Genomic DNA, 24156 nt, shown 5'->3' with positions numbered 1-24156 from the left:
GGAGCGTGCTTAGATCTGACACCTCCTGCGAGGGTGTTTGTTTCAGAGACGCAAATCTGGTGGTTGATTTTTTTTAAAAGAAGGGCCGTGACGTTATGTCGCGGCCTTTTTTGTTTTAACTTTTCAGGTTTCAGGGCACGTCGTTTCGAGAGGAGGCCAGGAGGCTGTAGAGGGTGGGGACGACAAGGAGGGTGAGGCCTGTGGCGATGATCAGGCCGAAGATCACGACGATGGACATGGATTTCCAGTACTGGGAGGTCTCGCTGAGGGTGGAGATGGAGAGTTCCCGGAAGTTGATGGAGATCCCGGTGACCATGGGGAGAAGTCCGAGGACGGTGGTCACAGCGGTGAGCATGACGGGCCGGAGGCGCGTGGCGCCGGCGGCGATGATCGCGTCCCCTGTCTCCATGCCCGCTTCCCGGAGTTTGTTGGTGTAATCGATGAGGACAATGGCGTTATTGACCACCACCCCGGCAAGGGAGATGACCCCGACCCCGGACATGATGATGCCAAAGGGGTAGTTCATGAGGGCAAGGCCGAGAAAGACTCCCCCGAGGGAGAGGATTACCGAGGTTAAGATGATGATGGGTTGCGCCACTGAATTGAAGAGGGTGACGAGAACGAGAAAAATCAGGAGAATGGCCACCAGAAAAGCTCTGGAGAGAAATAACTTGGCATTTTGCTCCTCTTCGTTCTCCCCGGTAAAGGCCAGGGTGTACCCCTCAGGCAAGGGAAAGACCTGGAGAAGGGCCTCGGCTTCCATGCGCAGCACGGTGCCCGGTTTGATCTGATCATCGACGTTGGCTTTGACCGTGACGACCCGGTTGTGGTTGATACGGGTGATGTCCCCTAAGCTTCCGGCGTAGTCAATCCGGGAGATGGCCGATAAAGGGATAAGGACATCGTTTTCTGCAGGGATCAGGAGGGCGTCCAGGGTTTCCGGGGCATTGCGGAATTTTTTAGACATGCGAACGGTGATGTCGTAGTCATCGCCTGCTTCGCGGTAGGTGGAGATTTTGGTGCCGTTGTAAGCTGTTTTTAAAGCCGCTCCGAGGGTGCCCGTGGAGAGGCCAACCAGGGCGGCCTGTTTTCGATCGATACGAATGCGAACGGTGGGGATGTTGGTGCTGTAATCGTCCCGGACATCCTCGATGCCGGGGATGGTGGCAATGATTTTTTGGACTTCGGTGCCCAGGCGTCCCAGGGTGGGGAAATCATCGCCTGCAATTTCGATATTGATGGGCGCCCCGGTGGGGGGGCCGCCTTCCTCTTTTTGTACGGTGATGCGTGCCCCGGCGATGCGTTTGACGCGCTGCCGAAAGCGTTGAATGGCTTCTCCGGAGGGGCTCGTCCGCATGTCATAGTCCACAAACTGCACCCCCAGATGGTTGGGGGAGTTCTGGGCAAACAGGTTGCTTCCGAATCGATGCACACTGTTGGCGTAGATGTGCTCCACGTTGTTGAAATCGCTTGGGGCCATGAAGGGGCGTCCTTTTCGGTCCCTGTGCTGCTGCAGGGCCAGGGCGGCACGGTAGGGCTCTTCCAGGGGCGGGGCGTTTGTGCCCGTAGCGAGGCTCATCTCGACTTGCCGGACCATGCGATCACAGTAATCCAGGTTGGCCCCTTCGGGAGGGTCGATGTTCACGTAGACATTTTGCGGATCCACTGACGGGAAAAATTCTACGGGCGTTTCAATACCCACGACAAGGAGCCAGAAAAAATAGAGGATAAACAGGGACAAAAAGGCGCCCGCGACCACTTTGAATCGATGCCTCAGGGCGACCTGAAGTATCGACGCATACGTCGCGAGGACCCTGCCTTTGATTTCAACCGGGGTTTCAAGGGCTGGGGGGGCTGGGGCGTCTTTGGGACGGGGTGAGGGGCCAGGTGTTTTAACACGCATGATGGAGGCGGCCAGCGCTGGGTTGATGACGAGGGCCACGAAAAGGCTGGATGAGAGGGTAATGATCAGGGTCAAGGGGAGGTAGCGCATGAATTCGCCCATGATACCCGGCCAGAAGAGCAGGGGAAAGAACGCGGCCACGGTGGTGAGGGTGGAGCCAATGACGGGATAGGCCACCTCCGAGGAGGCCTTCATGGCCGCGTGGGGGCGTGAGGCTCCCTGCTCCATGAATCGATAGATATTTTCCATAACGACGATGGCGTTGTCCACCAGCATACCCAGGGCCAGGGTCAGGGAGAAGAGGACCACCATGTTCAAGGTGATGCCCAGGGCGTGAAGGATGATGAAGCTGATGAGCATGGAGAAGGGGATGGCCATGCCCACGAGGAGGGCGTTGCGGAATCCAAGGGCAAAAAAAAGAACCCCCACCACCAGAATGAGGCCAGACAGGATGTTGTTTTCTAAATCCGCCACCATGACACGGATGTTTTTTTCCTTGTTCATCAGCTTGGTGATGCGTGTGGTCTCTGCCCAGCCCTTCTGGTGATGAGCCACCAGGCGATCCAGCTCTTCACAGATGGCCAGGATGTTTTCGCCGCTGCGTTTTTTTACGGAAATATTGACGGCTTCATGTCCGTTGAGCCGTGCGCGGCTGTCCTCCTCCTTAAAGGTGTCGAGGACCCGGGCCAGCTCTTTTAAGTAGACCGGCTTTCCGTTGTGGTGTTTGACCACCAGGCCGAAAAGTTCATCCGGCGAGTCAAACTCACCGGGGACCCGGAGCAGGTAGCGGCCATCTCCCATGTTGAGGGCGCCTCCGGAGGTGTTGGTGTTTTCCCGGCTGACGGCTTGGGAGAAGTCGGTGATGGGGATGCGGTACCCGGCGAGTTTTTCCGGGTCTACCTCGATAAGAATTTCCCGCTCCTGGCCGCCGGTGACCGTGACCTCCAGAACCCCTGCCACGGACTCCAGGTCCTCCTTTAAGTCGTCAGCCAGGCGTTTCAGGGCGGTGCTCCCCTGGGGGCCGCTGATGGAGTACACGACGATGGGCATCTCCGAGATGTTAACTTCAAAGACGGAAGGGTCTTCTTCCATGTCAGACGGCAGGTCTCTTTGAGCCTCATCGACCTTGTCTTTGACCTTGCGCAGCACCTCGTCGATGTCGGTACCCGGAATAAACTCGATGTTGATTTCGCTTAGCCCCTCGGAGCTGACGGAGCTGATCTTCTTGACGCCTTCCAGGCCTTTGAGCTTTTTTTCAATGGGAATGGTGATGGCGGTTTCAATATCCTCTGAGGCCACGCCTTTGTAGACGGTGGCCACGAAGACGTAAGGGATGGTGATGTCGGGTTCATCCTCCCGGGGAAGCACCGAGTAGGCGTAGCTGCCCACCAGAAGGATGATGACGGCCAGAACCAGAACGCTGATACGATTCTTAACGGCCGTATCTGAAATGATCATGGATGCAGCTCCCCAGGCGTTTCGGTGTGGCGGACCACGGTCATCTTGCGACCCTCACTTACCGAACGCTGCCCCACGACGATGACGTGATCTCCCGCCGTCAGGCCCTGGGTTACTTCCACCCTCCACCCTTCCTGAATGCCCGTCTGAACCTCTCGCATGACCGCTTTTCCTCCCTCCTCGATGAACACAATGGGGCCGTTTTTTCGTGCGATGATGGCGTACAGGGGCACGATGAGGGCCTGGCTCTGAATCTGCGTGACCAGCTCCACCCGGGCGAACATGCCAGGGGCCATGCGTCCTTTTTTATTGGGGAAGAGAAGGTCCAGATTGTAAAGCCTGGCTTTGTTGTCGGTGGCTCTGGCCAGATGGAAGACGCGGCCTCCGGGGAGGGGCGAGTCGCCCAGGGCATCCACAAAGACGGAGAACGCGGCGGCGGTGCGGACCTTTGTGACCTTTGATTCCGGAATACCCACGCGTATTTTTACCGGGTCGAGCTCCACCAGCCGGCACAGCAGGGTCCCCGGGGTAACAAAGTCTCCTTTTTCCACCAGGTAGGCGTCGAGGTACCCGGAAAAGGGGGCTTTGATCTCGCATTTCGAAAGGTCAAGGCGTGCAGCGGTCAGTGCGTTGCGCGCTTGTTCAAGGTTGGCCGCGGCGTGATCCAGATCTGAAGGGGTGGCCAATTGGGTGAGGTTCAGGTTTTTCAGCCGCCTGGACGAGGCCTGGGCGGCAATGAATAAAGCCTTTTCTGCCTGAAGTCGGGCCGAGTAACGGGAGGTATCGAGTTGCGCCAGGGTCTCACCCTGTTGAATGAAATGTCCCTCGTGACGCGTTTTTTTCAAGAAAACGGCCGACACTTCGGAGGGGACGGCGAGTTGTCGGTTGGCACGGATTTCACCGGGAAGGGTGATCCTCTCTTTGATGAGGGCCGGTGCGAGAGTCAGTGTGACTACATTGATGGGGGGAGGGCCTTCTTTTCGTTGGCTTCGGCGGGCTTTGGCCACGGCCTCTGTTTTGAGGACGCTCATGAGGTAAAGGAGAACAAGGATGAGAAAAAGCACAAGCACCGGCCACCAGGACAGGCAGATTCTTATCACCGATTTTTCAGGGCATGGGGGGGACAGTTTTGGGGTCATGGGCAGCTCTCTTTGTCCTGAAGCGACGTTTACGGGGCCTATCCGTCATCCCTTGTTTCTATAGTGAAATAGATGGCGGTGTGGATGTTCCGCGGTGTCATGGATCACGGGTGAAGGTCGAAAACAGGTGCAGACCTGAGGCGTGCCTGAGGCGGATGGCGGCCAGGTGCAGGGTGAAGCGTGCGTCGGCGAGTTGATTTTCAGCTTCGACAAGGCGCGTGTTGGCGTCGATCAGGTCGAGGCTTTCCGCCAGGCCCTCTTCAAATTGCCGGGTGACAGCCGTGAGGAATTGCCGGGAGTAGGTGAGGCTCTCCGTGAGGGCGCGGACTCGTTGAGATTCGTTGTCGTGATCATACCAGGCCCGTTCCACGGCCAGACGGATTTTTTTGGTTTGTTGACGCCTCCTGTGGTCCACGGATCGCTTGTCGGAGAGGCTTTTTCGGATGTCGGCGCGCCGAAGTCCGCCATCTAACAGGGGAAGGGTCAGGGTGAGGCTTGCGCTGTATTGGGTGGTGTCCAGATCGAAATCAGCCTCCCTTGAGTCATAGCTTCCTTCCACGCGCTGCTCCCCCTTTCCGGCGGCTCCTTCGAGGGTGAGCCTGGGCCAGTAGGTGCTCTTTGCCACCGAGACCTCTTTATCCGCCACCTGGGAGGCCAGGAGCAGTGCTTTGAGTTCTGGGCGATTTTTTTCGGCCAGGACCTGGCATTCTCGAAGGGGCAGGGATTCAACGGTGGATATTTTTTCAGGTTCGGCGAGTTGAAAATCATCGGGCAGGGGGACCAGGCGCTGAAGGCTCCGCCGGCTCAGAGTGCGTTGGTTTTGCGCGTTGGTCAACCGGGCGCGCCCACCGGCGAGGTCGGCGTCTGATCGGAATCGTTCTGTGGTGACAAGGCGCCCGGCCTGGATTCGCCGGACCACGGCCTCCCGGTGGGAGGTGAGCCGTGAAAGGTTTGCTTCGGCAATGGCCAGCCCTTTCTGGCTTCGAAGACATCCGATGAAGGCCGCGGCCACCTGCAACAGGTAGTCCTGTGTGGCCGTTTGAAGTTCCATGCTCGCTTTTTCCACCAACTCCCCGGTGGCTTTGTAAACGATCAACTCACGGCCGTTGAGGTAAAAGGTGTATTGGAGCCCGATGCCTGCAAAGGAACCGTAGCTTTTTTCCTTGATGCGATTCGGAGGGGCGGAAGCCCCTTTAAGGTCTGTGCTGTTTCCGCTGAGGCGCCCTGTGAGTTCCACACTGGGGACAAGCACCGCGCGGGCTCGGAGTCGATCCTGTTCTGCGGCATAGAGAGATTCTTCGGCCAGTTGGATGGTGTCTGCATAGGGAAGGGCTTTTTTCATGCAGGCCGCGAGGGTGAGCTTTTCAGAGCCTGCCGAAGATGGACAAGGGAGGCTCCATGCGAAAAGGAGAAGCAGGGTCAGTAGGGGAAGAGATCGGTTCATGGCATCTGTCCGGCGGGTGAAGGGGATGCGGTGGCTTCCGGGAAATCTCTTGTGCAGTCCGTAGGTTACCCCACGGAAATAACACGCGTTCACGAATGGTGTCAAGAATCATTCGCACCCTGAAAGGGTACGCTATTTTTGGAAGGGGGCAAGGAAAGAATAAACGGACAAAAAGCAATGCCTTCTATGGTTAAAGTTCGGGGCAAAAACGTGCCTCCGGCGGCAAGGTGTGCCACCTTGAAAGCAGGTTGCAAATGCGCTTTGCCCCCATGTCACGGCGTAGCCGCAGGCGAAGACGGATCGCTTGTCGCGCCGTAGCCCATCGGCGTTGTTCGGATGGTGACGCATTGACATGGGCGTAGGCGGCCTTGTCACGCCGGAGGCTTTTGTGTCGGCGGCCTTGTCACGCCGGAGGCTTTTGCGCAGGCGGACTTGTCACGCCGGAGGCTTTTGCGCAGGCGGACTTGTCACGCCGGAGGCTTTTGCGCAGGCGGACTTGTCACGCCGGAGGCTTTTGCGTAGGCGGATTCCTCGGGTCAAATCACATTCGCCTTGGGCTTTAGATTTACCTGAGATTATTTTTTAAGACCTGTTTATCAAACTTTTCAAAAGTTTGGCCCCCGGCAGGGCCGCCGGAGGCATTTTTAACCTGGCTGCCTCCGGTGGCGAGGTGGCGAAGCCACTGTAGCAAAAACCACCTCGAAAGCGGGTTGGCGAATGCGCATCGGGAGTCGTCACTCCAGGCTGAAATGCATCCGCATTCGCGTGACGTGCAAGGAAACGCACAGTGCGTCGCAGGTGCATGAGCTGTAGGTGGGCAGAATCAAACTCAGCCGTTGACTTTAACCGGAATACATTTCGGACGAACCCGGGGATTCTCTTTGGAAAGAGCCTCCCCGGGTGATGGAGGGGGCTCAGTGGAGGGTGTTGATGAAACAGGTGGTGGCATCGTCCTTCCAGGTCTGGACCTGGGAGTTGTCGTCATCCGTGGCCTGGCGGATGGCCAGCCCTCCCTGGCCGTCGGCGACATAGGCGGCGCGAAGGGATGGCTGATCCAGTTCGAGTCCACCGGTGGTGGCCGCGATGATGGCCGTGGGATTTCCCAGGGAGGTCTCACAGGCATGGAGGCGGATGATCGATGGATCGGAGATGTCAAAAATCAGGATGTTGTCGATGGGTTGATCCGTGATGGCATAGAGGTTGTTGTTGTCGGTGACAAAGAGATCGGTGAATTTGCCTTTTTCAAGGGTGTACTGGCTTGTCTGGCGGAGGTTGATGACGGCCGGTGTGTTGGGGTCGGAAAAGAGATCAAAGGCGACAATGCCAGCTGTGTCATCGGCGATATAGGCATATCGGCTTCCGTCTGAAGAGACGCTCACGGTATTCGACAGGCCGACGGTGTGGAAGGCCTCGATGACAGGGGAGAGCGTCCCGGGGGTATCCGGGTTTGAGAAGAGGTCCACGACCTGAAGGCCTTCAGAGCCGCAGGCCGTAAGGACATAGTCCCTCAGAAACGGGTGAATGGCTTGAGGCTCATCGGGAAGATGTATGCTTGAACTTGGGGTGAGATCGATGGTTGGGTTTGTATCATCGGTGGGTAGCTTGACGGAAACCAGGGTGTTGGCCTCGGTGAGAATATGCAGAAAACCGGTGTTAACGTTATTGATATTTTTGTAGGTGGTGACGACTTTCAGAGCGTTTCCGCCGATGGCATCTGCCGAAAGGGTCTGAAGGTGGCAGGGGGCTTCTGAGGAAGGAACGGGGATTTGTCCTTCTCCTCCAAAGTCGTGGGCTGTTTTGCCTTCAGGAATCAGGTTGCTGTTTAGGGAGTAGCACTGTACCCCTTTTTCCGTGTCAGCGACGAAGAGCCGGTAAAAATTGCCATCCACGGCGAGATCACAGGCCTGCCCTTCGGTTGGCATAAAGAAGAGCCTCTTGGGCTGGGTGGCGTTGGCGATGTCCATGACGCGGAATCCGCCGGAGTGGATTTTCCCCTTCGAGTCGGTCCAGCTTTCAAGATCATCCACCATAAAGAGATACGTTTCTCTGGCCAGCAGATCTGCCACGGCAAAGGGGGTGGGCAGGGGGTCACCGACGCGCTCCGGGTTCTCCGTGATCGAGACATTAATTTTGGACAGGCCGTTTTTGAGATCCATGAGAAAGAGGAACGGTGTCTCTGAGCTCCGGTGGAGGGCGCCGGCACCCGATTGTTCATAGGTCCCGACAATGGCTTTGTCGGAGAGTTGCATGACCTGAACCCCGGGCAGGTGGCCATTTTTTTCCATGAGGGTGGCGAAGCAGGCATGGTCCCCCTGGGGCGCGAGATCCAGGGGGTAGCCCAGGGCGACCCCTTCCGTGTCTGGCAAGGGATAGATCTGTGTCAGATAGGGCGGGGCGGTATTCACCCTGAATGTGAAAAAGTTCCCCAGGGAGTTTTCGATGACATGGGCCTTATTCCCTGCGACCCTTAAGGTGAGGGAGCTCATGTAGAGAAGTTCGGTGGACGGAACGCTTGGGATGGTGAGGGTCGCCTTGTCCAGGCCCTTGATGACCCATTCTCCGAGGCTGGTTTTCTGTATGTTGAGAAGCCCTATCTCTCTGTTTTTGGCCACGGTGAGGATGTAGTCGTTTTCTCCCGGTACCGAGTTTTCCCATCGGGCCAGATCCACCAGCATCGTGTAGGTTTTGTCGGAGAGCATCTGCTGGGTAACCTCGACCAGTGTGGGCGTGGTGGTAAACTGAAAGACGCGATAGCCGAAATTATCGTCAATGGCGGCGATGAGGTGCGCGCTTTCGGCTGTGAAACCTACGCTGTTTTTGATGCTCAGAGGGGTGGGACTGGGTGTGTCGGGCTTGACGGTGGTGGATTCGTCGACGATGGCATCCGGGGACAGCGAAAAGGACGACCCCTCAAACTCCACAACCTGAAGGCCCCCGCTGCCGCAGGAGGCAATCACATAGTGCCGGTCTGGGATACCCACCATCTCCTCGATTTTCATATAATCAATGGCAATAATGCCTTCCGGGGCATGGAGTTCAATTTGAGCCTTCAGTTCAAAAGGTTCTTTTGAATAGGCCGATAGAATGTCCCCATTGGCTGCAAAGAGGGTGGCGGTGTTGCCGGTCAGAGTCTTCTTTAAACCCGAGGGCCAGCGTGTGCCCATGGTGGAGAAGGTATCTGCCCACGTGAGAGCGGGAAGCAGAAGGAGCGACAGAAGCAGGGTGAGAGCGCGCTGTTTGGTCATGAGACCTCCCGAGTGTTGGAAGTATTGCGTAGCTAACATTGTTTATTGCAATGTAATGGAGTTCTTCCTTGAAGTCAACATGACGCAGATGTCGTGGGTCAAATGGGTTTGTGTGGGGGAGTGAGGTTGGTTGGGGCGCTTCGTGGGTGGGGATGCGCAATGACGGAGGCAGGTAGCTATTTTAGTTAATTTATTTGGTAATTATTCAGAGCATGCCACCCAATCGTCACGCACCGATGCTGCAGGGGCGATGAGGAAGGAAACCGTATAAAGGGCCTGTCCTTTGGCAACCGTGTCGATGTGAAAGGTAGGGTGCGCCGTGCGCACCGCTTAACGTCCGATAAACCGGCAACTTTAGTCTCCGGGCGAATGCGGATGCATTTCAGCCTCAAGATACGCAGCCCGAGGTGCATTCGCAAATTCGCTTTCAAGGTTGCTCACCTTGCCGCCGGAGGCTTTTTTTTAATATTTTTTCCACCTCGCCTTCGGGCCGTAAGCGGCGAGGTGGGTAAAAGAGGGGCCGGGACGACCCGTTATTTGACGGTGATGCGTACCGTCCCATGGGTGGTTACCCGGATATGTTCTACGGAGACCGTGCCAAGACTATTCCCGGTGCCTGGTTGATTGCCGATGTGAAGACGGGTCTGAAAATTTCGAAGCGTCAGGCCTGGATTTTTAATCTCAAAGGAGTAGGAGGTTCCGTTTGCGGCCATTCGAATAGCGCTGACTTCACCGGTTCTTTCGATCTGGTACGAGGCGTCTGACAGATGCAGGGCGGCGCCAAGTCCTCCGAGGTGCATGTTGTTTGTTCCGGCGTTTCGTTGTAAATCGCTATAGCTTCCCTGGGGAGAAAAACCTGCCTGCCCAGTGATTCCAGCTAATTGTGAATCACTCATGGGAACAATCTGGGCCTGGGAACTGACAGCGCCGGATAAAACAACCAGTGAACATATCAAGGTGACGATCATATACTGCTTTTTCATGGTATTCCCCTTTTCTGCCTTTTCGGCAGGTAACCCGGCTGTCCCGTGGGTGTCAGGTAAAGATCTCCGTTGGCAGGTTTTGCTGACAGGTGTCAGGTCGTGCCGTGGGAGGTCCTTTCCGTCTCTTCTGGACCCGTGGCTTTCCGTCCCAGGGTTGCCCCTGGTTTGGTATGTTGGGAGGCGGCCCGGCTGTCCAATAAAAAGGAGCCTCTCCTGTCTTTGGAGATGGATGACCCCTGTTTTGGACCCGTGGCTTTCCGTCTCGGGGTTGCCCCCGGTTTGGCATGGTTATGTAAATCCCGCACAGGTGCGCGGGCGGTTCGGCTGTCCATGGATGATGGACCCGTGACTTTCCGTCCCGGGGTTACCCCCGGTTTGGCGTTGTACGCTTAGCCTCTCTTTTACCCACCTCAACGCTTACGTCGTGGGATGGGTTTTCATTGTCAAAGAACGATAGGTCGGGTGGGGGAGAGATGATGGGTATAGTCCCCTGCTATCTCTATATTTCGACATATCATACATGGAAGTTTAGATAAAAAACCTGCATTTTTTTAGAGACTTGCCGGTGTGATCGTGATGTCAGCCGTGTGCTTGAATTTCAGGTTATATCTGTTTTGTCTCTGATTAAATTTAATACAAAAAGGATGCCAGGTTTGCGGGAAGAGTTTCGTGAAGGATGGCTGGGTTGGAAGGCAGGCGGGAACCGGGCGGATCAGGGGATGTTCTGCATGGATGGCGCATCGGGTGGGGAAGGGATCCGGGGTGGGGCGAGGGGCAAAAAAAAGGGCGTTTTATCGGTAAAGTGAACAGGTGGTCGGGATTGCGGATCACGGCACTGGCAAGGTGCCGTGCGGGCCTGACGTGAAAGAGGTCTCGGATCGGGAGGGCATGTCAGGCTTGGACGCTGAGAGTCGAGGGGGTGGAGTCCGCTTGGCTTTGACTGTTTGCCGGGAAGGGATGGCTCCTGGCCTATTCTCCGTCAAAGGGGTTGAGGAAGTGATAGGCACTTTTCACCATTTCTGCCTGATGGTGCATATGCTCCTTCATGACATGGATGGGCATACGGACATTGACTGAGACAATGTAGGCGGTCATCTCCTCTTTGAAGTCCAGGCCTGCGTAAGGGTTGTAGACAGGTTTATTGAAGTCGGTGGAGTTCATGTTGGTACTGCCGTTATTGGGAATCTCCATCGTCTCACCGATAAGATAGGCGAAAGAGACATCGATAACGACATTGCTTTTGGTTTTAATGCCGAACCCGGTGCCGAAGTTGTGCATATCTGGTACGGCGTACATGGCATCATAGAGCTCTTCCTGCACGGAGGTGGGGCGCCATTCATACCCGAAACGCCAGGTGAGCCAGTCCGTGGGAAAAATTTCGAGGCCTGTGGCCCAGCTGATGGTGTCTTCAAAATCGCGTTGAATGATCATGGTATCCGGCCCACCAGTGTAACCCATGAGGGTGGCAAAGCGCAAAAAATCAGCCTGGCGGTCAAAGGAAAATTTATCTTGAGCAAGAACCGACCAGTCCACCCAGTTCACATCGAAGAGGAGCTGGAAATATTTCGTGGGCTTTAAGGCGATCCCGGCCTGGACGCGCTGCGGGATGGTCATGTTGTTGGTGACGTAACCGGCTTGGTTTTCTCCATTGGTGGGGAGGTTGAGCATGGCGGCCGTAACAGGCAAGATGTTGCCCTGGCCGAGCCAGTCGATCATGGCCTTGAATTGTTTGGAGTACTGAACCTCCCAGTTTCCCACCTGTTCGACATTGATCTCGCTCTGGTAGGTGATGCCCAGGGAGAGCCAACCCCAGGGTTCGTAAAGCACCCCCAGGTTATAGTTGGGCGAGAAGTCGTCTCGCATGGTGATGCTGAGCTGGGCCACTTTGTCGTAAGGCCCGACGCCCCCACCAAACCAGGGGGGGGGCAGGGTCATCTGACTGATGATGGGGATGTTGAGATCCTTGGTGGCGTCACCGAGGACCTTGGTCAGGGCCGTCATTTGGTTGGGCATGCGCATGTCGAGGGTGGCGTAGGTGGCGGTCTGGCCCATGCCCACAGAAAATCCCAGGGCGAGTTTGTCGTTGACCTGGTAGCTTAAGGCCGGCGCGGCGTAGATCAGGTGTTGCTGGCCCAGGGCCTTGGCCTGATAGCGTGCGGGGTTGTCCTCGCCTTCCTGGGTGAGGCCCACGGCGAAGGGTGAGTAGTTGGCGTAGGCAAAGGTCCATCTGGAGTCTTGTTTGCGCGATGAAATACCTAAGGTCGGGCCGGCCAGAAAGGGGATCGTGTCATTCAGGATCGGAACATACATGGATGGGCCGCTGGTCCCGGAGGTTCCGGCCAGGGGGTCCACCTTGGACGCTTCTGAGGCTCCGTTTCCATTGGGTAAATTTACCGGGTTCGGGCTGGAACCATCCATAAACGGCTCCATGTCCGGATCGGCGGTCAGGCTGATCTCTTGAAAGATAAAGGGAAGGGTCAGGCCCTGGCTGAAGGCCTGGTCGGGGAGCCTGGAGAGTCCTGCCGGGTTGTAGTGAACACTCATGATGCCTGGAGGGTCTGCGGTGCAGGCATTTCCCAGGGCGATGGCCCGGGTGGAGACCGCCATTTGCTCCACAAACATGGCCCCGGCCTGTTGAGGGGCTGAGATCAGAAGGCAGAGTATCGCCAGAGTTGAAACAGACGGTAAGTGCCATCGCATGCGCAAGGTGTTCACAGCTCTTCTCATCATGGTTTCCTTAAAGGCTCTGGGGCCGGGTTCGTTTAAGCAGATGGCTTCCTTATGTCGTCAGTAGAAGGAAACGGGATTTTTTTACTGGAACCTTTGAACGCCTTACATCGTAAAGTTAAAGGGCATGGAAAATGACAGCGTAAAATCAGAGGTCGCGTCCGTGAGGCCGACGCCCAATGTAATGTTCATGGAACTTTCGGGGGAGAGTTTCCAGCCGGTACCAATGTTCATGGAGGCTGCCGTTGAACTGCCGGTTTTGTTGCTCTCTCCGCCATGCCAGTCAAACTCGTAGCTTGTGGTATGTGAGTACTGGCAACTTAAGTGGAGGGTCACCTGATAGGAGAGAGCATAGGCGATGCCCATGGAACCGCCGATGGTGTCTCCCGGAGAGACCTCTTTTAAGGCCGAGGCGTCATTGGGACCGTTTCGTACCTGGTTGAGCCCTGTGATTTCATGGGTGTAGCGGTACGAAAGGCTGCCGAAGGCCATGATGGGGTCGATGGGTTTGCTGATGGAGAGCTCCGCCAGGGCGGAGTAGAAACCGGATCCTGTGGAGAGGGCATCGTCGACATCGATTTTGTAGGGGCTGGTGCCCGATGGGATGATCAGGGAGGTGTTGACAATGTAAGAGGCCTTTCCCGTTGAGGTGGGCACAGGCTGCCATTGGCACCCGAAGCTGATGTCGCCGATGTCGGTGGCGTTGCGTTCCGAGGAGGTGGACTGCTGGTCCCATTTGTAGAGGAAGGGGATCGACCCATTGACGGTGAGATAGTTGCGCAGGCCGTATTGTACGCTGACGCTGTTGCTGAGGCTGTGGTTGCTGGTGTGGTCCACCGTGAGCTGGGTCTTTGCATTTTCAAGGACATCGGACGAGTTGTAGGAGTAGCTGGCCCCGTAGGTGACGCCCAGAGAGCCCTCCCTGCGGAGGACATACTCCTGGCCGACGGCCGTGAGAATCCGTTCGCTCTCTTCGGTCTTTTCCTCACTGGTGGATTCGAGTTGGTCACGGATCTGGGCCGCCTGCTTGATGGCGGCCAGCTCGCTTCTCAGCTGTTCGAGTTCTGTGACAATGGATTCGAGGGATGCCTGATCCTTGCCGGTGGGCTCCTCTGCCCAGGTAAACGCCGGGAGAAAAAAGACTCCCATGGCAACGATCCATATAAGCAGTATGCCGGCTCTTCTCATCACAACCGTCTCCTTGATCAGGGGTGAACACGCTGGGGGCGTTGGGGGAACCAAACCTACCTGTCGTGCTGAGTTAAAATCATACAAAACGAATTAATTTCTGAAGTAGAGGGTGTCCCCGCTGGATTCATTCAGGATCCGCTGGGTGTCGACCTGTTTTTCGACCATGTCCTGTTGAAAAAGGGCAAACCGGGTGATCTCTTCATCAATAAAACGCAGATCGTCACGAATCAGAGTCAGATTTCCCAAGGGGCGAGAGTCTTTGTCCGACACGATAAACATCACGTTTTTATACCAGATCTTTTGAAACTGGGGCACAGTGTAGCTGCTGTGGCCGCGCCAGGGGTCCGCCACGAAGACATGCCCTTTGTGAATGCCTTTCACCACCACAAAGTGACGGTACCCGAAGAACTTGATGGGCACGATGCAGGGCCAGTATTCCGAGGCGGAGAGATCTTCCATTTTTGCGGTGTATCCGTTGGCCTCATAGCCCAGAACACTGACAAATTTTTTCATGTCCAGAAGAGAAAATGCCCGTCTTTCCTGAATGCGCTCGACATCACCGTATTTCAGAAGGCCCCAGATTACCTGTTGCTCGGTAAAATCTTCACCCATATGGAATTTGAGCAGGGTGGCCAGCGCTGCAGACCCACAGCTGTAGTCGTAGTTTTGCTTGATGATACGTCGCTTTTCGATCTCGGACAGGGGCTCAATGGGATGCCCGACCGCAAACTGGGGTTTTTCCAGGTCGAGGACGGTTACCTGATTCTCCGGGACCTTGTCGAGAGGATGGTAGATGGAAAAAAACCCGATACCGATAAGAAAAGCGGCGAGAATATGCATGCGTCCATCCTTAAGGAAGAAAAGGGTGACTTGTTTTGGGTCATTCCGAGAGGTAGAGGCCGTTTGTTGATGCGTGTCTGGCGCTCAAGGCTTTGGGAGACACATCCAGTAGCCCTCCCCTGACAGTCTGAGTCATAGGGTTCAGAAGCAATTCACTGTTCGATACCTTAGCTTTCTATGGTGACGATTACTTCTGTTCGTAAACAATGTTTTTATCAGGTGGAAAAAAAAGTGTAAAGCATTATTTCCTGTTGGTGATGCCTGATGGTCAGGCGAAGTCGTTTTATATGGTTTCAAATAAGAAAATGGGAAAAGTGGTTCTTTTAATAAAGGCGGCATGTTTTTTATTACAGGCTATTGTACGGTGATTACCATTGTGCCGCCTTCGACCAGTGTTTCGCCGGCAAAGTAGAGCGTGCCGAGCACACCGGTGTGGTCTTCTGGTGATGCCCCGATATCCCCGGCGTTGAGCCCTTTGGCATTGTTTGACAGTTTGACTGTGTATGCTGCGTTGTGTGTGGTGATCAGGCGGTTGATGTCTATTTGTACAAAGTTTGTTTTGGCAGGGATGGTGGTGAATAATCGCCACTCTGTGTTCTCTTTTTCTCCATGTGGAATAAGCAGGTTCAGAGGGACGTCACCGGTTTTTCCGACCGTCTGGACTTGGCGGTTGGGATAGATTAAAAAGGAGGCCTTGTCGGAGAGGTCATTCTTTGTATAGAGATTTCCCTGATAACTGAGAAGGTAATGTCCCTCGAGGTTGGCCCCCTTGATACGATCTTTCGAAGCCAGGATGGTTTTAAACCGCGTGACTTTATCCGCGTAGGTTGAGGGCACTGTAAATTCGCCGAGAAATGTTCCGTGAAGATGAACATACGTAAGGGTGTCCTCATCCCTGTAAAAAATATTTCCTACTTCTACGTCGCCGTGGAAATCTTTGGCGTCAATGCCCCTTCGTGCATCCCCCTCAATCCCGAGAAAATCGATAATTACAGAATGGGTGTCGGCGCTACTTGAGGTGGAGGGGGACATGCTCTGTTTGGGAAGGGCCATGCGGAGGATATCGTCATGAGCCATGGTCTCTGTCTGAACGGAGTAGGTCGTTTCGCGGGCTTCATTGGATTGCTCCACTACCGCCTGGCCCGTGATGCCGTCCATGGCATGGTTGGTGAGGGATTCAATGGCCAGAGCCACCGAAGTATTCAGCAGCAGAAAGGTAATCCACACAACAACGATTCTGAGCACTCGGCATGTCATGCTTCTCTCCTCCCCTGGCTTGATTGCCATGATTGTGGTGGTGAGCTGATTTGGATTAAGTGAACATCGTTTATGCCATAGAAGAAACGTTAGCAGAAGGATATGGGGGGGTCAAGGGAAACATGAGGGGTGGGCTCTGTCAGGGTAGATGTCCATAAACATTCAAAAAAAAGTTGACAGTAGGTGTTAAGTGACAGATAACTATTTTAGAAAGTGAACCTTGTTTATTTTGAAGTACATAGAATAAACGTGGCGTTGTGGCAGTTATCCTGCCTCCGGGTGGGACTCTCATGTGCAGGAGATAAGTCACAACAGAATCCGTCATGATGCATCGGCGGATGATTCGTTACTCAATTTACTTTTAGGAGGGTGGATTTATGAAAAAGATTCTTTTGGTTGCTTTGTTGGTTCTGCTTCCCATGTCTGTGTATGCAGATATGAAGTCTATCTCGGACGAAGGGCTGAATGAGATTACGGCTCAGGAGGGGGTGCAGATTGTTGTTGGTGGTACATTTACTGGTGCGTATGTGACCGATGGTGATGATGCTGGTGATGCTATCAATACTGGTGGTGACTACATGATGATAACCAAGACCGGAAATTCGACGGCGTGGGAAAATATAAATGCTGATGGGACCACCCGAACAGCTATCCGCATGAAGCAAGTAGACCAAGTTGATACCTTCATCATGGCCACTTTGACGATTGAGGCAAAAGATGTAAATGATTTTACTGTTGCTGGTGCCATAGGTGAAAGTGTCGTTGACATTGGTGTTGATGCTACTATTGTTAAGCCTAAAGCTACAGCAACACAAATATCTTTGGGTAATGGGCTTAAATCAAAGGATATGTCCTTTGTCAATGAAGGAATTCTGGGTACCCAATATCAGCAGGGAGGAACCACAACTGTTCAAGGAAATATCATGATCGGTGCAATAGCGTATGGTGCCCCACCCGCACCCTAATCCTTGTTGAAAACCAACTAAAACATCAGTTGTTAAAGCTTCATTCATAATTATGGGTGGAGCTTTTTTTCGGAAGAAATGGATCATCCATTTAATAAGTGTCAATGGTCGTGAGGAAATGTATCATTTTCGGTCGTCAAAAGTGTACCACCTCTGACAACTATTCAATTCCCTGTGAAAACCGAAAGAAGAGGTCACCCATTTAATATCTTGTAAAGAGAAAAAACACCCTCTTCTCCGAAAAGTTGAACTTTTCAGTCTTTTTGTTTGAGTCACCAATAAAGGTAGTTGCAAAGTGCTTTTTTTATATCGGATTCTGCTCCTGAAGTTTCAATAAATCGGTTGCAGAGGCAATCGGCACCAGTCACCCATCGGGATTAAGGCAGTGCAGGAGAAGCTACGCATCGCCTGCGGCCTTTGGCGCATTTGCGCCCCAGAAATCATCCAGTGCCATACCGTGTCCAAAAATAAATGACAGACCTAGTGGTTTTTAACCAACCCCTTATTGGTTCGCGGCATGGGCAGATCGAAATAAAAAGAGCAAAAACAAAGGGGTGATGCGGTGCCAATCAGACCTGGTGGTTTTATTCCAACCCCTATGTGGGCTACCACACCACCCCAGTGTTTATAGGATACGAAGTATCATATTTCTCCTTAGACCTTCTGTCGCCCTTGACCTCTGGAGAACGTAGCTGTCAAGGCTGTAAGAAGGGCTCAAGCCTACACATCTGACAAAACCTAAAATTATCGTCAATTCAGCGGCTTATTGAATATGGCTTTATTGTTGAACTACTTCCCATACCCTCTGCATACCTGAAAACAGGGAATTCTTCATGCCGACCGGGTTTTTGGTGTTGTGCCGGACCCTCATATCCAGTCCATCTCTTCGTCTGATGGAAATCCCCCATGTGATATCAAACAAATTTGCCTGTAAAATCAGTTTTTTCGCTGCTCCTGGGCGGCGTAAGGGATATCCGGGCATGGGTTTTCATGACCGTTGCGGTTGATCCGCGGTGCGCAAGCACACCCTACCTTACAGCCCCCACACCGTTGGCAACGCGTCTTGCCAGGGAAAAGAAGGGGTCAAGCCTACACATCTGACAAACCCTAAAATTATCGCCAATTCAGCGACTTATTGGGAATGGTTTTACCGTTGAACTGCCTCCCACACCCCCTGCACACCTGAAACAGGGCTTATTCATGCCGACTGGGTTATTGATGTTGTGTCGGACTTCATATTAAGATCACCTCTTCGTCTGATGGCAACCCCATGTGATATCCAACAAAGTGTGCTCTATCGCGCCATTCCTCTGGGAAACCAACGTCTTTAGCTAATCCTTGGCGGCGTAGGGGATATCCGTTTATGGGCATTTATGACCGTTGCGGTTAATCCGCGGTGCGCAAGCGCACCCTACCCTCACAGCCCCGGCACTGTGGGCGGATTGACCAAAGATGGTCAAAGGGAGTGCCGCGTCCATCGGGCGCGGGGTGAACCGATTCTGCCGGGAGATATCATACAGTGGCTCGCCAAGAAAAGGGGTCAAGCCTACACATCTGACAAAATTTAAAATTATGGCTAATTCAGTATCTTATGTGATGTGGCTTTAGTATTGAACTGCCTCCCACACCCCCTGAGCACCTGAAAAAAGGGGCTTCTCCAAGCCTACCGGGTTTTTGGTGTTGTGCCGGACCCCTCATATCAAGTCCATCTCTACGTCTGATGGAAATCCCCATGTGATATCAAACCCGTTGTGCGCCAGCGCACCCACCCTGATCCCGGATATTTCACGAGTTGGGTGCGCTCATGTGCAAGGCATCAGATCTGAAGATGTAGTGGTTTACCTCAAAGCTCTGATAACGAGACAGATGAGTGCACCCGGCTCGCCCGAAGGGTGAGAAAATCAAACAGAATACCGTGGATTACATTTTGCATTTTTGAAACGGCTGAAAATATGACTGCAAAGAACTGTAATTACCTATTTATTCCTTAGTCCTGATTGTTTTCTCATGAAATATCCGGGTTACAGCCCTGACACCATTGGCAATGCGTTATACTGTCGGGTGTGGTTGCGCATCATTTGCATGAAAACCAACATCTTTTGTTATTTCTGGGCAACGTGGGGGAGAGCCTGGCGTGGGTTTTATTGACAGGTACCGTTAATCCGCGGTGCGCAAGCGCACCCTACCCTCACAGCCCCGGCACTGTGGGCGGATAGACCAAAGAGGGGCAAAGGTCGTGCCGCGTCCATCGGGCGCGGGGTGAACCGATTCTGCCGGGAGATATCATACAGTGATTCGCCAAAATACCGCTGGGATTTGACCCGAGGAACGAGGGGCAAAGCCCAGCGGTAACCCGCTTTCAAGGTGGCCCACCTTGCCGCCGGAGGCTTTTTTTTCTTTTTTTTCCCTTTTTTATATCACGGACACGCTTTGTTTTCCGGCAAACCGGATGGCGGCTTCGGCGATGACGGTTAAGGGGTCCACGAAGGGGCCGGAAAAGCCATAGAGCTTCTGGGCGACGGAGAGCTCGGTGCAGCCGAGGACGAAGCAGGTGGCGCCTTGGGTTTTAAGGGATGCGACGGCTTGCATGAAGCCATCGATGGGTATTTTTTCTCCAGCTTTTATGCCGTAGATGAGATCGGTGACGTGTTTCTGCATGGGGGCATCTGGGGTAAGGGGGGTGAGCCCTTGCTGGGTTAATGCCTTATCGTAGACTCCGGCCTGACAGGTGCCTTCGGTGGCGAGGACGCCGACGTTTTGCGTATCGGGAAAATGGGTGCCGATGTAGGCGGCGGTTTCGTTGACCATGTGGAGGAAGGGGATGGTCAGGTCTTTTGTGATGTCATCGTAGAAGTAGTGGGCGGTGTTGCAGGGCATGATGAGAAAGTCGGCGCCCATGGTTTGAAGGTGTGTTGCCGTGGCGGTAAGCGCGGGGCGGGGGTCTTCTCCATCTGCCACGATGTGGGCGGTGCGGTCGGGTATCATCGGGTTGCTGTCGATGAGGACCCGGATGTGGTCCTGATCCTTTGAAACACGGGTCAGGGTGGTGACTTTCTCAAAGAGCATGGCGGTGGCCAGCGGTCCCATGCCGCCGACAATGCCTAAAGTTTTTGAAGACATCGGTTACTACAACTCCTGTAAATGGTTATATTTGTAAAAGCAAAAAAGCCTCCGGCGGCAAGGTGAGCCACCTTGAAAGCAGTTTACCTCTGGGCTTTGCCCCTCGTTCCTCGGGTCAAATCCCAAGGGTATTCAGGGGGGCAACCTGTATCATTATTTATTTCCACCAACCGAACCCGAAGCGTGGGAAAAGCGAGTAGAAAACGGTGAATTATATTTTGCATTTTTAAAATGCCTATATCTTACCTTGGTAACCATTTGTAATGACAATGCTATTGCTCGTCTTGGTCGTTTTCTCATGAAATATCCGGGCTCATGCCGTATCGCGTCCGCATTTGCGTTGAGTTTGAGGGCATGCAGCCTGTGTCACAAGCGCATGTGACCGTCGTTTAGCAAGTTTTAACTCAAACAAATGTATTTATTTAAAAAATCCCTCTGGTGGTAATGCTGGCTAAACCCCTTCGGCAAAATTTACAAAAACTTATACACCAGATGACGTGAGGTTGCATGGGGAAATGTCATCCACAGGGGTGGCAGGAGGGGGATAGAAAGATTGGGCTGTGTTTAATCATGGACATTTTAGGGTCACACTGGCCGGGACCAAGCCCCCCGCAAAAAAGCGATACCGCTGGGAGGGCGTCGCTTGTTGGGATGTGACAACGGATGCGAGGCACGTTTTGGTTGTTAAGGTAGTTCGGACGGGGGCCAAGCCCCCGACTAAAAAAGCCGCGGCGGAGCACGGCGCGCCCGGGAGGGGGGCGTGGTGCCGCCACTCCATTGCCAAAACTCTGGCAGTGTTCCTGTTCTGTGGCCCCGTTCTCTTCAACTTCTCGACAAATGTGGGCCGACATTATGGTTATTCGTAGAGGTGAAGAGAAAAGAGCGGATGGGGGGAGACGTTTTTTGTGTATTCCAAAAAATCGGGGATGTCGAAGGGGCCCGAGGCGTGACATCTTTCCTTTTTTCCAGGCTCTGCCTGGGAATGCTCTCCTGGGGGCTCGGTCTTCCTGGGGATGTCGCTTCAGCAGATGTATTCCATCACCCGGTTTTTCGTTTCCCACACCGGCAAGGCAGAGCCTTGTACAGCACGCCTCCAGGCAGAGCCTATGAGTAGGTTGAAGGGTGTCGTGATGAACCTGAGATGCTTAGCCCGGATATTTCATGAGGAAATGATCCTGTGTAGCAATAAGACGTTATTACAGCCTGTTACTGTGAAAAATTTAGATATTTGTAAAATACAAAATGTAATTCACGTTTTCTTCTCGATTTTCTAACCCTTCGGGCGAGTCGAGTGCATCCATCTTCTTTGTTATCAGTGCCTTGAGGTAAACCACTACATCTGCAGCTCTGATGCCTTGAATATGAGTGCACTCGACTCGTGAAATATCCGGGTTAGGGTGACGGCAAACAAAGCGCATTCGCAAACCCGCTTTCAAGGTGGCACACCTTGCCGCCGGAGGCGCGTTTCCTTTTTTTTGCCGTTTCAGGTGGCGATCACCTCCACGGGGATGGAGGCCATGCGTTTGACCTTTTCGAGCGTACGTTCACCGATGTCTGGGATGTGGGAAGGGTGATCGGCCATAACCACCATGTCTATCTGTTCGGCTTTAATGAGTTTTAAGATCTCTTCGGCGGGTTCTCCCACGGCCGTGTGGCGGGTGAAGAGGGCGCATCCGTCGAGGTATTTGGTGCAGAGCTGGTGGAGGCGTTTTGTGGCGGACTGTTCTTCTCGCCGGGTCAGGCGCTGGATATGGCGCTCATCGTATTCACCGTACCAGGGTTCATGGCGGGCGATATCCGGAATGACGTAGAGGATATGGACATCGGCGCCCTTTTCACGAATCAGGGAGGTGATAAAGGGGAGTGCCTTTTCGGCTCTTCGTGAAAAATCGGTGGTCCAAAGGACTTTGGGGCTGTTCATATGTGACCTTCCTTGGGCGGTCTAAAAAACCGCCTGATCGTACTTGAAGGGTTTATGCGGTGGAGGGTTGCAAGGAGCGTGGGTTGTCAGGCAGGGGTGGGGAGAGTCAGATTACTTCTTGGCAGGGGGTGCAACCGAAAAACAAGTCTATTATAGCACAATTCGGCTTCGGTTGTGCCGTTTTTTTCGCGTATAGCAGATGAGCAATTGAGAGCCCCGGAGGCAGGGCCTTAATCGGGTGGGTTCCCTGTCCGTGGTGTGTGTCTCTACAGGCCATACGAATGGGTCATGATTCCTTTGTCTCCGGGGATTGTGGCTCTAAACGGCGAGACGTTGACGTTGGGAAGAGACGCGGTTCACTGAGTGACTTTCATGGGGTATAAAATTTCGAATTGAGGAGATGTTTTTAGATTGATTTGCAGCCAAGAGTGTGAGAATGTATCAGTACATTGCATGTGAGTAACACAGGCATAATATTTTTTAAAGCTTCCCCGCTGAAAAGGTCATCGTGACCCGAGGGAGGGGGGCTGGCTGCGCTCTCAGGAATAAAGAAAAATGTGTCATCGTGACATCTACCTTAGGAATGAGAATGCATGAAAACCCAGAACAATGATGAGGAGATCGTCACCATGGCAAACGGTATTGTAAAATGGTTTAATGAGCAGAAGGGTTATGGTTTTATTGAGCAGGAAAATGGACCTGATGTATTCGTTCACCATTCAGGTATCAATGCATCCGGTTTCAAAACCCTTAACGAAGGCGACCGAGTCACCTTCGATGTTGAGCAGGGTCAAAAAGGTCCTGCGGCTGTGAACGTAACCGTTCAGTAGCTTCTGCTTGACACGTCGATTTTATAAAGCGCGATTCCTTGTTCACAAGGGGTCGCGCTTTTTTTTTGTCCGATGGTTTCAGGGGGGAGGCGGGGTTATTTTTTTCCCCACCGCTTAGGTGTTGCGGGGTTGGCATGTTGTTTGCTATTCATTTACTGAAGGGATACCGGCTCTTGGGAATGACGGGCTTTAGAAAAACCGGATCCCCTGGAAGATGTCTGTTCCGTTGCCACGTTGATAACAAGGAGGACACCATGCTTATTTCCGAACCGAAGTTTGTTCAGGTTGCCGAAGCCATCGTGAACGGCGTTCGCATTGAACTGGGTACCACGGCCCATGACGATTCACTGGTCCGGGCCTACCATCAGAATGAGCTGATTGCCGAGTGCAAGGGATCATACGCCGACCTTGACGAGGTCTTTACCGAATTGGACAATTTGCTTTACGACTGGAATGAGGTCAGGACATCCGGTAGTCGAGATGCGTGAATAAGGTGATGATGAAAAAAGCGTTACGGGTTTGCTTTGTCCTGCCGTAACGCTTTTTTTTGCGTTGGGTGATGGGGGACCTTCGTGGTGGGGTAAATATCGGTCCATGCGGCCATGACATAGCCCTTTTTGGCGCGGTAGAGTTTTTGAAAGAGGCTGTTAAGAAAGGTGGCCATCTCTCCGGGGGGGAGCCAGGGACCTGTGAGGATGAAGTGGTCGTGGCGTTTCCATTCGGCCAGTGAGAATCCATCCGGAAGAGGAAGGCCAATGGCTTTCAATCGCTCTGTCGGTGAAAAAGGCGGGCTGTACCGGACGAAAATTTTCACGGGTTTATCATACTGGATGCAGATGAATGGGTCTTGAATATATTCGAGGGAGAAGCAGGCGTACCGGTCGATACGATGCCGGTAGCTCATGAGTATCCATGTGATCAGTGAGGTTGGATCGGGAAAGTCCGGCGTGGCGCTGACGCCGGAGAGGAGGTCTTTCCGCCGCTCTTTTCTGAAGAGGTTTCGAAGCCAGCGTTTGATGGTTCTGACGATGGGCATGATCTCAAACACTCCATGATGACGGAGTTATCAGCATTTTGGGCACCCGGGGGGCGATTTCGGGTACCCTGTTCTTCATTATACCAAAGCCTTGACC

15 protein-coding genes and 2 riboswitches are annotated in these 24156 nt (G+C 53.6%); of the genes, 3 read left to right on the top strand and 12 right to left on the bottom strand.

Features of this window, described 5'->3' with window-relative positions; genetic code table 11:
• Positions 1-130 precede the first annotated feature (130 nt).
• The 9 genes from Q1Q75_RS00205 to Q1Q75_RS00165 form a co-directional block, all read right to left on the bottom strand.
• Positions 131-3361, bottom strand: a complete 3231-nt coding sequence (locus Q1Q75_RS00205; RefSeq protein WP_300666773.1) for an efflux RND transporter permease subunit — start codon at positions 3359-3361, stop codon at positions 131-133.
• The gene (locus tag Q1Q75_RS00200) at positions 3358-4500 is read right to left on the bottom strand and encodes an efflux RND transporter periplasmic adaptor subunit (RefSeq protein ID WP_300666771.1); all 1143 of its coding nucleotides are present in this window, start codon (positions 4498-4500) and stop codon (positions 3358-3360) included. The genes Q1Q75_RS00205 and Q1Q75_RS00200 overlap by 4 nt, the downstream gene beginning before the upstream one ends.
• 97 nt (positions 4501-4597) lie before the next feature.
• Positions 4598-5944 carry a TolC family protein gene (locus Q1Q75_RS00195; protein ID WP_300666769.1) on the bottom strand — a complete coding sequence of 449 codons (1347 nt, stop codon included), beginning with the start codon at positions 5942-5944 and terminating at the stop codon, positions 4598-4600.
• 914 nt (positions 5945-6858) lie between these two features.
• Positions 6859-9189, bottom strand: coding sequence for a hypothetical protein (locus tag Q1Q75_RS00190; protein WP_300666766.1), 2331 nt, complete (start codon positions 9187-9189; stop codon positions 6859-6861).
• A 533-nt stretch (positions 9190-9722) separates the two neighbouring features.
• Positions 9723-10172 carry a hypothetical protein gene (locus tag Q1Q75_RS00185; protein WP_300666764.1) on the bottom strand — a complete coding sequence of 150 codons (450 nt, stop codon included), beginning with the start codon at positions 10170-10172 and terminating at the stop codon, positions 9723-9725.
• A gap of 176 nt (positions 10173-10348) precedes the next feature.
• A riboswitch (cyclic di-GMP riboswitch) is annotated at positions 10349-10466 on the bottom strand.
• Between the two features lie 17 nt (positions 10467-10483).
• A riboswitch (cyclic di-GMP riboswitch) is annotated at positions 10484-10562 on the bottom strand.
• 579 nt (positions 10563-11141) lie between these two features.
• On the bottom strand, positions 11142-12902 hold the full coding sequence (locus tag Q1Q75_RS00180) for an outer membrane protein transport protein (RefSeq protein ID WP_300666761.1): 1761 nt from the start codon (positions 12900-12902) through the stop codon (positions 11142-11144).
• Between the two features lie 102 nt (positions 12903-13004).
• A complete protein-coding gene (locus Q1Q75_RS00175) occupies positions 13005-14090 on the bottom strand; it encodes a hypothetical protein (protein WP_300666759.1) in 1086 nt (361 codons plus the stop codon).
• Positions 14091-14180: 90 nt separating this feature from the next.
• Positions 14181-14930, bottom strand: coding sequence for a C39 family peptidase (locus Q1Q75_RS00170; protein WP_300666756.1), 750 nt, complete (start codon positions 14928-14930; stop codon positions 14181-14183).
• 354 nt (positions 14931-15284) lie between these two features.
• Positions 15285-16187, bottom strand: a complete 903-nt coding sequence (locus Q1Q75_RS00165) for a hypothetical protein (RefSeq protein ID WP_300666753.1) — start codon at positions 16185-16187, stop codon at positions 15285-15287.
• Between the two features lie 377 nt (positions 16188-16564).
• Here Q1Q75_RS00165 and Q1Q75_RS00160 point away from each other — a divergent pair, with 377 nt between their 5' ends.
• The gene (locus tag Q1Q75_RS00160) at positions 16565-17152 is read left to right on the top strand and encodes a DUF6160 family protein (protein WP_300666750.1); all 588 of its coding nucleotides are present in this window, start codon (positions 16565-16567) and stop codon (positions 17150-17152) included.
• A 2412-nt stretch (positions 17153-19564) separates the two neighbouring features.
• Here the strand turns inward: Q1Q75_RS00160 and Q1Q75_RS00155 are convergent.
• Both Q1Q75_RS00155 and Q1Q75_RS00150 read right to left on the bottom strand, forming a co-directional pair.
• Positions 19565-20272 (bottom strand): amino acid racemase, encoded by a 708-nt coding sequence (locus Q1Q75_RS00155; RefSeq protein WP_300666748.1) that lies wholly within the window; start codon positions 20270-20272, stop codon positions 19565-19567.
• Positions 20273-21755: 1483 nt separating this feature from the next.
• On the bottom strand, positions 21756-22193 hold the full coding sequence (locus Q1Q75_RS00150; protein ID WP_300666745.1) for a universal stress protein: 438 nt from the start codon (positions 22191-22193) through the stop codon (positions 21756-21758).
• A 629-nt stretch (positions 22194-22822) separates the two neighbouring features.
• Between Q1Q75_RS00150 and Q1Q75_RS00145 the strand changes: the two genes are divergently transcribed.
• Both Q1Q75_RS00145 and Q1Q75_RS00140 read left to right on the top strand, forming a co-directional pair.
• Positions 22823-23023: a cold-shock protein gene (locus Q1Q75_RS00145; protein ID WP_092209830.1), complete on the top strand. Its 201-nt coding sequence runs from the start codon at positions 22823-22825 to the stop codon at positions 23021-23023.
• A gap of 254 nt (positions 23024-23277) precedes the next feature.
• Positions 23278-23511, top strand: coding sequence for a hypothetical protein (locus tag Q1Q75_RS00140; protein ID WP_300666742.1), 234 nt, complete (start codon positions 23278-23280; stop codon positions 23509-23511).
• A gap of 23 nt (positions 23512-23534) precedes the next feature.
• Here Q1Q75_RS00140 and Q1Q75_RS00135 read toward each other — a convergent pair whose 3' ends face one another.
• Positions 23535-24059: a hypothetical protein gene (locus Q1Q75_RS00135; protein ID WP_300666739.1), complete on the bottom strand. Its 525-nt coding sequence runs from the start codon at positions 24057-24059 to the stop codon at positions 23535-23537.
• Between the last annotated feature and the right edge of the window lie 97 nt (positions 24060-24156).

The sequence above is a fragment of the Desulfoluna sp. genome (assembly GCF_030145185.1).
Taxonomy (GTDB): Bacteria; Desulfobacterota; Desulfobacteria; order Desulfobacterales; family Desulfolunaceae; genus Desulfoluna.
The sequence above is the reverse complement of the archived record's forward strand: the minus strand, read 5'-3'. Positions and strand labels throughout refer to the sequence as shown.